The 14403-nt window shown below is 54.3% G+C and carries 7 protein-coding genes; 1 reads left to right on the top strand and 6 read right to left on the bottom strand.

What is annotated here, in order from left to right; all coding sequences use genetic code 11:
• Nucleotides 1-50 precede the first annotated feature (50 nt).
• Nucleotides 51-1757 (bottom strand): methyl-accepting chemotaxis protein, encoded by a 1707-nt coding sequence (locus HFN16_RS11060; protein WP_168890808.1) that lies wholly within the window; start codon nt 1755-1757, stop codon nt 51-53.
• Nucleotides 1758-1922: 165 nt separating this feature from the next.
• Here HFN16_RS11060 and HFN16_RS11055 point away from each other — a divergent pair, with 165 nt between their 5' ends.
• The gene (locus HFN16_RS11055; protein WP_168890807.1) at nt 1923-4886 is read left to right on the top strand and encodes a PAS domain S-box protein; all 2964 of its coding nucleotides are present in this window, start codon (nt 1923-1925) and stop codon (nt 4884-4886) included.
• Nucleotides 4887-4965: 79 nt separating this feature from the next.
• Here the strand turns inward: HFN16_RS11055 and HFN16_RS11050 are convergent, their stop codons facing one another.
• From HFN16_RS11050 to HFN16_RS11030, 5 genes are all read right to left on the bottom strand, one after another.
• Nucleotides 4966-7224 carry a hybrid sensor histidine kinase/response regulator gene (locus tag HFN16_RS11050; RefSeq protein WP_168890806.1) on the bottom strand — a complete coding sequence of 753 codons (2259 nt, stop codon included), beginning with the start codon at nt 7222-7224 and terminating at the stop codon, nt 4966-4968.
• Between the two features lie 633 nt (nt 7225-7857).
• Nucleotides 7858-9291 (bottom strand): sigma-54 dependent transcriptional regulator, encoded by a 1434-nt coding sequence (locus HFN16_RS11045; RefSeq protein ID WP_168890805.1) that lies wholly within the window; start codon nt 9289-9291, stop codon nt 7858-7860.
• 16 nt (nt 9292-9307) lie between these two features.
• A complete protein-coding gene (locus tag HFN16_RS11040) occupies nt 9308-11941 on the bottom strand; it encodes a PAS domain-containing sensor histidine kinase (protein WP_168890804.1) in 2634 nt (877 codons plus the stop codon).
• Between the two features lie 72 nt (nt 11942-12013).
• The gene (locus HFN16_RS11035; protein WP_168890803.1) at nt 12014-13345 is read right to left on the bottom strand and encodes a deoxyribodipyrimidine photo-lyase; all 1332 of its coding nucleotides are present in this window, start codon (nt 13343-13345) and stop codon (nt 12014-12016) included.
• A gap of 19 nt (nt 13346-13364) precedes the next feature.
• Nucleotides 13365-14324: a DUF523 and DUF1722 domain-containing protein gene (locus HFN16_RS11030; protein ID WP_168890802.1), complete on the bottom strand. Its 960-nt coding sequence runs from the start codon at nt 14322-14324 to the stop codon at nt 13365-13367.
• Nucleotides 14325-14403 lie beyond the last annotated feature (79 nt).

The following is a 14403-nucleotide window of genomic DNA, read 5'->3' as shown; positions in this document are numbered from 1 at the left end:
CAAAAAAAGGCCCGCTCAAAGCGGGCCTTTTCACATTATTTCCAGGTTCGTTAGAAGCGTTCGAAGTCTTCATCATCTCCCATATCCATATCGAGTCCCTGACTGGCGGCCGGAGCTGCGGCAGGTGCGGCCTGCTGCTGGGGGAGTGCAGCGGCCGGAGCCTTGCGAACTACGGGGCGACTTGTGGGCTGGGAATAGGAGCTCTTGCCGATATTGAAGTAGGCCATGGACTGCTGCAACTGAGCGGCATTGGCAGAGAACTCTTCCGCGGTGGAAGCGAGCTCTTCGGATGCCGAAGCGTTCTGCTGGATGACCTTGTCCAGTTCCTGAATGGCCTTGTTGATTTCCTGTGCGCCGGAATCCTGCTCCAGACTTGCGACGGAAATCTCCTGAACCAGCTCTGCGGTCTGACGGATGTCCGGTACCATCTTGGTAAGCATGTTACCGGCCTCATCGGCCTGAGCCAGAGTGGTTGCGGACAGTTCACCAATTTCCGCAGCAGCGGTACCGCTTCGTTCCGCCAGCTTACGAACTTCAGATGCGACGACCGCAAAGCCCTTACCAGCCTCGCCAGCGCGGGCGGCCTCAATGGCTGCGTTCAGTGCAAGCAGGTTGGTCTGGCGGGCGATCTCTTCGATGATGGAGATCTTTTCCGCGATATTCTTGATGGATTCAACAGCCTTCATAACCGTGTCGCCGCCACGTTGAGCGTCTTCAGCGGTCTGAGTAGCCATCTTTTCGGTCTGCTGTGCGTTCTCGGTGTTACGGCTGATTTGAGAGATCATCTCTTCCATGGAGGAGGAGACTTCTTCCACGGAAGCGGCCTGACGGTTGGCACCGTCTGCCAATGCCAGTGCGGACTCGGTCACCTCGGTACTACCCGAAGCCACCTGATTGGCGCCCACCTGAGCGGTTCCGACAGTCTGACGCAGGCGTGCAGTCATGGAACCGAGAGAATTGGTAAGCCGACCGGGCTCATCATTATATTCGGTGGAGATATTCTTGGTAAGATCACCACCAGCAACCTGATCGGCCAATGCAACGGCTTCGTTCAACGGCAATACGATGGAACGGATCAGCAAGAAACAGAACGGCATGAGCACAATTACGAAGACAAGGATGATGACACTGCCAAGCACCCATTGGTATCCCACGACGACTTCCTCAATGGACGCCTCGATTCGAGCCTCTTCATCCGCCACATTATCAAGATACACACCGGTACCGATCCACATGCTGGTGCCGGGGATCATCTCGGCGTAGGAGAGCTTGGGCTGATCTCCCTTTCCCGGCTTGGGCCAGATATACGTCAGATAGCCGCCGCCATTCTGGGCCAGTTTTTCCAAATCCCGGACCAGGTAGACGCCGTTCTTATCCTTAACATTACCCAAGTCCTTGCCTTGAGCGGCATGCTTGGGAGGCAATGCAACGTTGATTGTCTTGTTATAGACAAAGAAATATCCGGACTTATCCTCCTCGAAACGGACCTTGTCCACCAACTTGCGAATAACCGCAATCTTGCCTTCTTCATCAGGGATATCCTTGATGGCTTCACCTATGCTGACAGCCATGGAGTTCGTGGCCACCTGCAGCTTACGCTTTTCGCCTTCATGCATCGCATCGGCAGAACGATCAACGCCAAGACCCTTGACGTTGTTCATGCCATTCAGAAACGCCAGCGAAATGCCCACAGTGAACACGACGATGGCTCCCACAAGCACGAACATGCGAACTCGAATGGAAACCTTTCTCAACATATAATCATCCCCCATTTAGGTGTTTAACTTTTGTAAAGAGTGCCTCACAAGAAGCACTAATACCATTATAAATTATGTAACAGTTTTCAACAAACCTTCTTGTTTCATTTGCCGTTTTCCCTAATCACATATATGGTTGACGAACGATTATCTTCCGGAGCCTACATGAGCGACGAACAGAAAAGCAAAAAGGAACTTATCGCCGAACTAAAGGCATTACGCGCGCAACTCTCTGAAAGCCGCTCTTTCCCCAGTAACGAACCAGGTACCGTCGAGTACCATCGATTTCTGGATGGACTGCCCCAGGCCGTCTACGAAGTGGATTTGGAGTTACGGCTGACCTACGTCAACGCACGTATCATGGAGTTGTTCGGCGCAACGACAAAAAACGAAGTTTTAGGCAAGAGTCTCGGCAACTTCGTTCATCCCGATGATCTGGATCGGGCCAAGCGCAATGCCCTCAAATCCATCCGTGATGGGCTCTCTCCAGGGCATGAATACAAGGCATTGCGAAAAGACGGTCACATCTTTCCCATCCGCGTCTTTTCCCAGGGCATATATGAAGACGACAAGCCCATCGGCCTGCGCGGCGCCATCATCGATCTGAGCGCTCTCAAGAAAACGGAAGAAGCCCTTAAGCAAAGCGCCACCCACTACCGCACCTTGTTCGAGCACACCGGAACGGCCATGGCCATTTTCGGCGAAGATGCCATCATTTCCCAGATCAACACCCAATTTTCTATCCTGTCCGGCTATCCTTCCGAAGAAGTGGAAGGTAAAAAGTCATGGATGGACTTCATCCGACCGGAGAGAATCCGTCAGGTCGGCGACTGCGACAATCTCGACCCCATGGCGACGAGCAACATGCCCTGCACCTACCAGAGTCCATTCGTCACTCTCGACGGCAAGGAAAAGCAGGTCCAGATTTTCATTCAGATGGTTCCCGACTCCAAGGACCGCATCTGCTCGCTCATCGACATTACCGAAGCTGTTAAAGCAGAAGAGGCGCTCCGCGAAAGCGAGACATATTACCGCACCCTGTTCGGCAGCACCGGTACGGCCATGGCAATCGTGGACCAGAAGTCCATCATCAAGAGCTGCAACCCACAATTCGAAGCAATCGTCGGACTGCCCAAGAAAGAGATTGAAGGCAAGCGAAGCTGGTTTTCCATCGTGGATCCTGAGGATTTGGAGCTGGCACGCAGCTATCACGAAAGACGGACCCAGGGCGACAGCAGCACTCCGGGTGACTATGAATTTACCTGCCTGACAGCTGACGACGAAAGAAAACACATCCACGTATTCGTCCAGCTCATCCCTGGCTCAGAAGACCGCATCTGCTCCATGTTGGATATCACTGACCGGAAGCTCGCTGAAAAAGCTCTTCTTGCCAGTGAGGCCCGCTATGAGCTGGTGGTAAAGGGAGCCAATGACGGGCTGTGGGACTGGGATCTTGAGACCAACGAAGTATATTTTTCCCCGCGCTACAAAGAAATGCTGGGCTATGCTGATGAAGAGTTCCCGAACGTGGCCGAGTCGTGGACCAGTCATGTGCATCCGGACGACCTTGAACACACCATCGCTGCAAATATGGAGTGTATTGATGGCAAGGTAGACCTGTTTGAGGTGGTTTACCGGCTCCGGCACAAGGATGGCACCTACCGCTGGATTCACGGACGTGGCACTGGCGCCAAGGATGAGAACGGCAAGGTGTACCGCATGGCGGGCACCCACACCGACATCACCGACCGCAAGGTCCATGAACAGACCACCAATGCTCTCTACGCCATCTCCAAGGCGGTCAGTACCACTCAGGATCTTCAAGAGCTGTACGGGCAGATCCACAACAGCCTGGACGAAGTCCTCGATGCCACCAACTTTTTCATTTCTCTCTACCAGCCAGAGGAAGACAGAATCTCTGTGACCTATGTCCGCGACAACGTGGATGAATACACGACCATCGAGAACATCAGCGATTCAAAAGTCAGCAGTCCCACAGTGGAGATCATTCGTACAGGCAAGACCCTGTTTCTCTCCGCAGCCGACCCTGAGGCCCTCAAGGAATGGGACCGCATCGGGATGATTGGCACCATGCCTAAATCATGGGTAGGTGTGCCCCTCAAGATCAAGGACAAGATCATCGGCACCATGACGGTTCAGCACTACACGGACCCGCATCGCTACACCAAAGCCGACGTGGCTCTGCTGGAGACCGTCTCCGGTCAGGTGGCTCTGGCCATCGAGCGTAAAGCCAATGAAGAAGCTCTGACGCACCTTAACGAAGAACTGGAGAGCAAGGTTATCAAGCGTACATCGGAGCTGGAGAAAAAGGCGGCGGAACTGGAAAAGGTCAATCGTCGGCTCACGGAACTGGACAAGATCAAGTCCGGTCTGGTCTCCTCCATATCCCACGAATTACGTACGCCGCTGACCTCAATTCGTGGTTTTGCCAAGCTCACGGGCAAGGATTTCACCCGCCATTTTCTCCCTCTCGCCAAATCCTCCCAGCAAGAAAAGAAGGGACGCAGAATCAAGGCGAATCTCGGGATTATCGAGAGTGAAGGCGAGCGCCTGACTCGTCTCATCAACGACTTTCTGGATATCAACAAGATCGAATCGGGCAAGACGGTGTGGAATGATACGTTCCTCAACCCCTGCGCCATCGTACGGCAGGCGGTCAACGCCCAATCCGGTGCCTTCGCGGACAAGTCCGAGGTGGATCTCATCACTGATCTGCCCGAATCCGTGCCTCCCATTCACGCCGACCCGGATAAGATCCAACAGGTTATCGGCAACCTGCTTAACAACGCGTTCAAATTCACGGCTCGCGGACATGTCTGCGTCAACCTGAAGTCTCATCTGGACTCCATCACCATAACGGTATCCGATACGGGCGAAGGTATTCCGGAGAATGAACTGGAGCGCGTGTTCGACAAATTCCACAAGCTCAGAAGCGGCGACACGGTCAACGTCCACGATCAAGGCACCGGCCTTGGACTGGCAATCTGCCGAGAAATCGTAGAGCACTACGGCGGCTCCATCTGGGTTGATTCAACGATGGGCAAAGGCAGCGAGTTTTCCTTCAGCCTGCCCGCCATCCCCGGCAGCACCACAGCATGTGACGACTAACACCTGACCCAAGATCAAGAACAAGAAAAGGCCCCGTCTCTCAATGGAGCGGGGCCTTTTTTATGCAAAGATATCAACTTCAGGAATCACGAGATCGACGAACAATGGTCGCCAACAGTTCTTCCAGAGTGGCCTTTTCAAAAGGCTTGGTCACATAGTCGTTCATTCCCACTTCGCGAGCCTTTCGGATGTGTTCTTCGGCAGCGTGGGCGGAAAGCGCCACAATAGGTATATCTGCCAGATGAGCATACTTGGCATCCGTCCGAATACGTCGCACAGCCTCCAATCCATCCATGACCGGCATCTGAATATCCATGAAGACCAGATCGAAGTCTCCCTCGTCCAACCGGGCCAATCCCTCTTCGCCGTTTTCTGCACAGATCACATGGTGTCCCATTTTTTCCAGCAGGCGTTGGGCCATGACGCGATTGACCTTCTCATCCTCCACCAGAAGGATATTGAGGGGGCCGTTGGAAGCGACGACCCTTTCTTGATAAATGCCACTGGAAAGGGGGGTCACTTTCACCACCAACACACAAAACATGACATTGGTGCCTGATCCCAGCTCACTCTCGATGACGCAGGTTCCTCCCATGAGGTTCACCAGCTTCTTTACGATGGGCAGCCCAAGCCCTGTTCCTTGATGCCCTCTGGAAAGAGAGCCATCCACCTGAGTGAAAGCGTCAAAGATGCATTCAATCTTGTCATCCGGAATGCCGATGCCGGAATCCTCTATGGAGAAAAAGAGACGAACCCTATCCTCAGATGGATGTGGGAGCGTGAAGACCTGTACCTCAATGGATCCAGATTCGGTAAATTTGATCGCATTACCGATGAGATTGAAAAGGATCTGACGGATGCGCCCTACATCACCCATATACTGCCCTTCGGCAGCCTCACTGATATGATACTTGAGGACGATATCTTTCTCTTCTACCTGAAGGCGGAACAAATCCACACTCTGGCGCACCAGCTCTTCCAGCTCAAAAGGCTCTTCGAACAGTTCCAGTTTGCCGGCTCCCACCTTGATGAAGTCCAGCAAATCATTGAGCACCCGCAAAAGATTGCGAGAGGAATGGAGAGCCGTAGAAAGGAAGGACTGTTGTTCGCTGTCTACCCGGGTCTCTCGCAAGAGTTGGAGCATACCCATTACACCATTGAGCGGAGTCCGGACCTCATGGCTGATATTGGCCAGGAATTCATCCTTGGCCATGTTGGCAGATTCCGCAGCTTCCTTGGCGTCGTGCAAATCATTTTCGCGCTTACGCAACAGCATGGCCATGTCATCAAATGTGTGCGCCAACTGACCGATCTCACCGTCTTCATAGTCGACACCGCTGGAAACGTCTTTGCCTTCACCAAGTTTACGGGCGGCATAGGTCAAACGTTCCAACTGGCTGACGATAGTACGCCAACCAAGTATCCACGCCATTGACAGAGCGAGACAAAGGGAAAAGGCACTCACAATGACACTGTTGAACAACTGCCGGTCTGCCTGCTCCAGCACCTGTGCCCTATCCAACCCCACAAACATGTACATATAAGGCGGACTGTCAGGTGTAAGCCGGATCGGCTCGAAAGCCACGATGCGGTCAAGGCCGTCAGTGGCCTTTGCATGGACACTACCCGGAGCCTGGGCTTTATGCGCGGCCTCGAACACAGCCTGCCTGATAGGAACGCCGATGGAATCATCATCCAGGTAGGGGTAACGGAACAGTCGTATGCCTTTGTGATCGCTCAACCCCATGAAGGCACCCTTGGGAAGAGCAGCTTTCTCAAACAGTTCTTTGTAATGCCCCAGATTCACGCCAATGATTATGGCTCCGTTAGGCTTTCCATTTTCATCAAAGACGGGCATCCCGAAAGGGAAGATGGATTTATTCGAGGCCTTGCCCACCACGTATTCGCCGTGGGAGAACTTGCCGGTACGCATGGCATCCTTGAACTGTTTGCGATCGGCAAAATTAAAACCCTTGTTTTTGCCCTTGCCCATGGCGACCACGTCGCCTTTGGCATCCACAAGGATCACATTGGTATAGATGGGGTTGGCCTTAAGGAGCGTGGAGAGGACTCGCCTGGCCCCTTCCGCGTCGCCATTTCGAATTTCGGACATGGCAGAAACGGTTCGAAGCAGGTTGCGCGTGGAATCGGTGGTGCGCTCCTGCACCTCACTAAAGCCGCGGACAAAAATCTCAGTCTCGCTCTCAGCAATGCGTACATCGTTATTGCGCTGCTGGATATTGATCCACAAAAGAGCACCGAACATGGGCAACGTCGCCAATACGACGAGGTACATGAGTTTCCGGCGAACTGTTCCTTTTATCTCAATGAAATTCAAAACTTTCCCTCCACATCACAAACAGCTTTCCGATGTACAGGGTCTTCTATAGCATACACCCAACCAATCACGCGACCCCTTTATATCCATTCAGGCACAATGGAAAAGCAAAACCGCCCTTCATAATGAAGGGCGGTTCATCTAATGGGTCCGCAACCCACGCCTCTTTTTGTGATCCCGCGACGGCCACAAAAAGAGGGCGTAATTTAAAATATTTTCACCGGTTGCCCGAAAGGTCTCGTACTTGGGTCGGAGCGGCGTCCCGGAGCAAGGAGCTAACAAAAGCCCCGGGACGCCCCCCGCTTTCCCCATTTACATGACCCACGGAGTTTGCGGGCTCCGGAATCAAAGGCGAGGTTGAGGTCGCACGGTCTCTTTTATATCAAACGTCGTGCCAAACAAATATACTCAACAATTCTAAAAACTTATTGAAACAATCTACTATTCAGCCGTCCTCACAAACTCGTTTTTTCTGAAAAACAAGAATTATGGACCACACATCAACAAAAACTGTCTCTGAAAATCAGGAAATGGACAAATCCATCTGCCAAAAAACAAGGCGAGTTGAGAAACATCTCTCAAATCGCCTATTTTTATGGATTTGTGCTTTTCTGTTTTTTCAGAAAAACAAGTCTACTTTAGTGAAATGCCTGCTTTTTTCAGCAAGGAATACAAATGCGACTGGGAGCACCCAGAGATGGAGACCATGCGCTTGATGTCGCCATCCGTAAACGCCCACAGGCTTTCAAGATAATGACGCTCCATGTCGGTTTTGAACCCCTTGAGGGAGGTGCCGGCTTCCACGGCCTGCATGCCCGGAGCTTCGGAGCCGAGTCCAGGCATATTGGATACAGCCACAGGTGCGACCTGATTTTCCTCAGGTTCTGCCATTGCGACCTGAGCACGGGTAGCGGCTATACGCATCCGCGAAGAGAGGTGACGCGGAATGATCTGGGAAGCACCGTCAGCCTTGATGAAGGCGGTCTCCATGGCGGCAAAGAGTTCACGCACGTTACCGGGCCAATCATACGAAGCAAGGGCTTCAAATGTCTCCGGAGCCAATGTCACCTTGCGACCATACTGCCGCGCCAATTGGTTGACCCGGAACATGGCCAGCAACCGGATATCCCCTTCCCGCTCGCGCAGGGAAGGCAACTTGATGTGAATGGTCTTGAGTCGGTACAGCAGGTCCTTTCGGAACACTTCCTGCGCTACGTCCTCATCGAGATCACGGTTGGTGGCAGCGATGAGACGGAAGTTACTGGAGGTCTCCTTACTGTCACCCACTGGCCGGAAGGTGCGCTCCTGTAACACGCGCAAAAACGTTTTCTGAATGGAAAGGTCCATATCCCCCACTTCATCGAGGAACAGGGTGCCACGATCCGCCACACGCACCAGCCCGATGCGGTCACGCTCGGCCCCGGTGAATGCCCCGCGCTTGTGGCCAAAGAGGACACTCTCCACCAACCCCTTGTTCAGGGAGGCACAGTCTACAGGGACAAACTCGCCGTTCTTGCGCTGACTGTTGTGATGAATAGTCTGGGCCACCAACTCCTTACCCGTACCGGTCTCACCGGTAATAAGCACGTTGGAGTCAGAGCGGGCGGCAAGGCTGATCTGCTCGTAACACGCTTCCATCTTGGCGCTAACACCAACGATATTGCTCAGGTCGATGGTCTCAGACGGTGCCGTGGACATCTTCTGGCGGTGGTATTTCAGGGCGCGCTCGGCGCACAGCATGGTCTGCTTAACAGACGAAGGCTTGAGCAGATAATCCCACGCACCGGCCTGAATGGCGAGCTCGGCACCATCCGGATCGCCTTTGCCTGTAAGGATAACCACCTCCGGGCGGGACGCAGCCTCCAGAATGGTAGGCAGGGCTTCGAGCCCGTTGCCATCCGGTAAACGCACATCGAGAAAAACCAGCTCATAATCATTCTGCTCAAGCGCCCGCCGGGCCTCGGCCAATGTCCGCACCGAATCCGCCTCCAACTGGAGCCGGGCCATGATGCGGACCATGGTCTCATTGAGATGAGCGTCGTCGTCGATGATCAGTACGTTTGCCATGTGAAAATCCTAATGGTTAAACTTCGGTATCGTCCAGTACCTGCCGGATGGCGGCTGCCAGCGAGGAGCCCGTATAGGGCTTGAGCACAATCTTCGCAACGGCGGGCTCGCTTTGCGCAGCGGCTACGGCCTCGCGTCCGCCTGAAACCAGAACGACCGGCAGATCAGGGTCGAGCTGACGCAAAGTACGTGCCAGATCAACGCCGTGGAAGCCCGGAAGGTCAAAATCTGTCACCACCAGATCAAAATTCTCTCCCGAGGCCATAATATCCAAGGCAACCTGCCCACCGTTGGCCGGGACCACATCATACCCCAACCCGGTCAGGGCGCGCGGCACGAGCGAAAGCTGATCCTTGTCATCCTCCACGAACAGGATGCGCTCCACGCCTTCTAAAACAGCCTCGACAGACTCTTCCGGTCCAGCCTCCCCTTCAGCAAAGGGAATGAGGATGTCGAACACCGTATCGCCGGGGTAGCTGGCCAGTCTGACAAGCCCGCCATGGCCGTGCACAATGCCTTGCACGATGGCCAGCCCCAAACCGGTTCCTTCGCCACGCTCCTTGGTGGAATAAAAAGGATCGAACACCCGCTCCGCCATATCAGGCGGGATGCCCGGACCATTATCGTGAACCTTGAGCCGGAGCATGCGCCCGGGAGCCAGGCCAGGGGAGATGACACCGGCCATCACCTTCTCCACAGAGAGATGAACGGTAATGGTGCCACCACTCTCGCGCATGGCATGCTGACTGTTGGTACACAGGTTCATGACGATCTGCTGCAGGTGTGCAGGGTCGGCCATGCCCCAGCCCACATCATGCTGTACGTCGCGCTCCAGATGGGTGTTATCCGGCAGCATGGCTTCCACCAGATCCAGAGCCTCGTTCACAGGATCGGCGGCATCAATGAAGGCCGCCCCCTGCCGGGACGGGCGGGCATAGGAAAGAATTTGGCGCACCAACTGGGTGCCCTGCTCAGCCGCGGCCTTGGCACGAGACACATCATCGGCCACCTGACCATCGGCGTCCATGAGGGCGAGCTCGGCCGAGTTGATGACCGTGGTCAGCAGATTGTTGAAGTCATGGGCAATGCCGCCCACAAAGGTTCCCACGGCCTCCATCTTGCGCGACTGGATCAGCTCACGCTCCAACTCCACGCGGGAGGATATGTCTTCTGCCGTCGTCAGGACACCGGAAATATTCCCTTCGTCATCGTAAAGGGGAATCTTGCTGATCTCCAAATGAAGTTCGCGTTGATCGCCCCGCTCATAGGTCAGGACTTCATTGAGCACGGGGGTGTTGTGCTCCATGACCTGCTTATCCATCTTCTCGCCCTTGTCGATGAAGCCCTCAATGGTGATGAAATCGCGGTTCACCTTGCCCTTGGCCTCTTCCACGCTGCCCAGGCCGAAGAAGTCTGCGAAACGTCGGTTCACACCCACATACCGGCTCTTGAGGTCCTTCCAGTAAATAAGCTGTGGGATGGTATCGATGATGGTGCGCAGCATCTCGCGAGACAGGGCCAGCTCCTTTTCGGCGCGCACGGCCCGCTGGCGGCTGGTGGTCATCATCACGGAGAAACAGAGGAGCGTGAACAGGAAAATGACAACAGACCAGACGACCGACTTCTCCAACTCGTAGGTGCGCCCCGGGCGATTGATAAACTCCGCTCCTGCAGGCAGTGGGGCCTCAAGCAGATCGAACCGCTCCAAGACCTTCCAGTCAAAAACGAGGGGTGAATCATCCTTGGCTCGACGGAACTGACCGTCAGTGGATTTTCCATCCAGGTTCTCCACGACCATGGCTGCGGCCGCGCGTCCCTGACTGGCACCATCCAGCAAACGACCACCCACAACGCCGTGGCCCAGCAGGAATCGCCACGCCCCGTAGATGGGGGCATCCGAGTTTCTGTACAGCGCCTCCAGCACATCACCGGCCGACAGGTACTGACCCTCGGTGGCCACATAAAAAGGTACGCAAAAGAGCAGACAGTTATCAGGCAGTGCGCGGCTCCGCTCCAGCAGATCGTCCATGGGAACGTCTTTCCAGAACTCGAAGGTCAGGCGCCCTTTGAATTCCGGGATGGCCGCCCGTATCTGGGCTGCGATGGCGCGAGAACTCAGCGAGCTGTCCGTGACCACGACCACCCTCTCCTTGTTAGGATCGAGTTTGAGGGCCAAATTCAGATTGTAGACGATATCCAGCTCTTCCCTGACGCCGGAGAACCCCTTCAGGTCTTTAAGCACTTCAGGACGCAGGTCGTTTACGCCACAAAAGACAACAGGTACGCCGGGGAATAGCTCCTCATGGGTCTGCACGATAAACTGGAAAGCAGCGTTATCGGAGACAATGATGGCGTCAAAGCGTGTCTTGCTGAATTTACTGGTAAACAGTCGCTTGAGGATTTCCAGATTATCCGGGCCGGGATGCTTCTTGGCATCCATATACTCCACCTGAAGGTCCACCATGTAGGGACTTTTGCGGAAGGTCTCGCGGATTCCATGAAGGATATTATCCGACCACCCATACCCGTTCTGGTAGGAGTTCAGATAAAGCACCTGCTTGCGTCCCTGTCCGGCAAAGGAAGCCGGAGCAGCGAGCAAGCCGAGCAAACAGATAGCCAGCAGCCATTTGGTAAAAACGTCGTATCGCATCACCCTGCAACGTATCGACCGTCAGGCAGGCGTGTCAATGTCATGAGAATGGATACTAACGAGGTTTCAGGATCACAACCACGTACGGCAATACTCGTCCACGTTGAACTTTCGCCGACACCCGTTCTCGTTCATGTACCGGATGGAGCCATAGACAGACCGCGTTTTCCATGCCCGATCATGCAACCCGGCCACGGACCAGAGCACGCCGACATAGCCGTTGGGGTCACGTCCGTCGAGCTGGTAGCGGTCATTGAGCCTCAAGGCGATAGCGTGAGCGTCCTCAGGAGAAGCAGACCATTCAAGTATTTTCTTGGCCCAGAACATCCGCATGTAACCGTGCATGAAACCTGTTTTGAGGAGCTGCTGCTGGGCCGCATTCCACAAACCGGAATGAGTCTTTGCCTGCTCGAACTCCTCGTAAGTGTAGATAAAATCCCGCGGATCATCCCGGTGCTCATTCAGCGTCTTCAAAGCCCAAGGGGCTGCACCCTGCAACGAATCGTAATTCGGATTATGCAGACAGTAATTATCGGAAAGTTCTCGACGAACGATCAATTCTTCAAGATAGGACGCCTGATCTTCCCCCTTGCCGGAAGCAGCCACATCCAATGCTGCCCGTTGCGGTGCGAGCTGGCCAAAGTGAAAATATGCGGACAGCCGTGACGTGGCCTCTTCGTTGGGGTCATTTCTCTTCTCTGCATACCCCAGCAAACGGTTATGCACGAAGTCAGACAAGGCATCTCGCCCGGCCTTTTCACCCGGCCGAATGTTCACCGGGGCAACACTTCGGTCCACCTGCATGGACTGGCGCACACCCTGCCAATCAACCGGGTCGAACGAGGGCGCCCCAACCGTTACAGGCTCCAGTGGGGGCAATTCCTCCAGAAACTCGTGACTGAGCTTGTGGATTTTGGGCCGAATGGTCCGCGCAGCGTATTCCTGCTTATTGGAGACAACTCGTGCAGGAACGACATTGTGTCCGTCCACTTCAATGAGCGGCACTTCCAACTGCTGGCCGATGCCGCCCTGCCACTGCTGCTTGATTTTCACAGGATCAAAGTCTGTGACCACCGCACCTGCGCCGAGATCGCGAGCGAACTGGGGCAGCGTTTTTACCGGATCACCGGACAGAACAACAAAGGGAATGCCATGATCGGCAAGCTCTTGCTCGACCTTTTCAAGGCCGGTAAACATGAAATCGTAATGCCGGAGAGTTGCCCCCAGAAATGCCGGAGCAAGGCAGAAGGCCACGACCAGAGGACGGTCGTTCCCGGCCAGTTCCCGCGCATGGAGCAACCCCCAGTTGTCGTGAACCCGTTGTTCGCGGCTCATCCAGTAGATTATCGGCCCGGAAACAAGCGGTTTCCGGTTCAACGCAAAGATTCTCTTCTTATTGACCATGTGATGAATTGCCTTGGTCTTATACTTGATTTCGCAACATCAATTCCGCTGGATACGGATTGAGATAATATTGTTTGGCCAGATACTCTTTGTCATATTTCCTGACGTAGTGATTGATCATGGTGACGGGCACTACGAGAGGAACGAGTCCGGTCTTATATTGCCCGAAGAGTTCAAGCAATTCAGCCTTTTCAGCCGAAGTCAGGTCCTTTTTGAAGTACCCCATTGCGTGCTCGAGGACATTGACGTTTTTCTTGACCGTGTGCTTGTAGGAAAGGGCCTTGAAAAGCGTGTTGAAATAGTCCTCAAAGAGTTCATCGCTCCCGGCTTCGCCAGCCTTGGCAACGAGCTTGCCCATGGCACGATACAACTCGACATTGTGTGCCATGATCAGCATCTTGTGACGGGTATGAAATTCAACCAGTTTTCCGGCCGAGTATCCTCCAGCCATGATGTCGCGCCACCGTTTGAGGGTGAACACCCGGGAGATAAAATTCTCTCGAAGACGGGGATCATGCAGTCGGCCGTCGTCCTCAAAGGGAAGATGGGGGAAGGCATCCATGACCATGGCGGCCCACATTCCCCGCCCATCATGCCGGGGCATTCCTTTATCGTTATACACTTTGACACGGGCCATACCGCTCGATGGCGAGCCGTACTTGAAGACATAACCGCACAAGTCATCCTTCTGAAGCTGTTCAAGGCGTTTCTTGCCCCATGTCTGCATGCGATCGGTCCAATCCTCTCCAGACTGCCGTCCCACTAGGCGTGGCGAGTCCAAATCGCCTACCAGTCTGACCGCTTCCCGAGGGATGGGCATGCCCGTTTCGACTTCGGGACACACGGGAACCCACTCCACGTACTGACCAAGAGTATCACGGAGATAACGATCCAGCTTCTGCGAACCGTCGTAACGCACCTTCTCGCCCAGCAGGCATTTCGCAATACCGAGCCTGATCTTTCCTTCGTTTGACTTCATGCTGTCCTCACTTTGTATCACAAAACAGCTTAAGCCTTTTCAGGAAGATTTCGCAACTGATGCACAACATCTTTGTGAT

This window comes from Pseudodesulfovibrio sp. zrk46, assembly GCF_012516435.1.
Classification (GTDB): Bacteria; Desulfobacterota; Desulfovibrionia; order Desulfovibrionales; family Desulfovibrionaceae; genus Pseudodesulfovibrio.
This window is presented reverse-complemented; position numbering and strand designations above follow the sequence as displayed.

Bases quoted from the DNA above. Each gene is read 5' to 3' on its own strand.
- HFN16_RS11040 (WP_168890804.1), bottom strand. From the start codon at position 11,941: ATGCGATACGACGTTTTTACCAAATGGCTGCTGGCTATCTGTTTGCTC.
- HFN16_RS11030 (WP_168890802.1), bottom strand. From the start codon at position 14,324: ATGAAGTCAAACGAAGGAAAGATCAGGCTCGGTATTGCGAAATGCCTG.
- HFN16_RS11060 (WP_168890808.1), bottom strand. From the start codon at position 1,757: ATGTTGAGAAAGGTTTCCATTCGAGTTCGCATGTTCGTGCTTGTGGGA.
- HFN16_RS11055 (WP_168890807.1), top strand. From the start codon at position 1,923: ATGAGCGACGAACAGAAAAGCAAAAAGGAACTTATCGCCGAACTAAAG.
- HFN16_RS11035 (WP_168890803.1), bottom strand. From the start codon at position 13,345: ATGGTCAATAAGAAGAGAATCTTTGCGTTGAACCGGAAACCGCTTGTT.
- HFN16_RS11045 (WP_168890805.1), bottom strand. From the start codon at position 9,291: ATGGCAAACGTACTGATCATCGACGACGACGCTCATCTCAATGAGACC.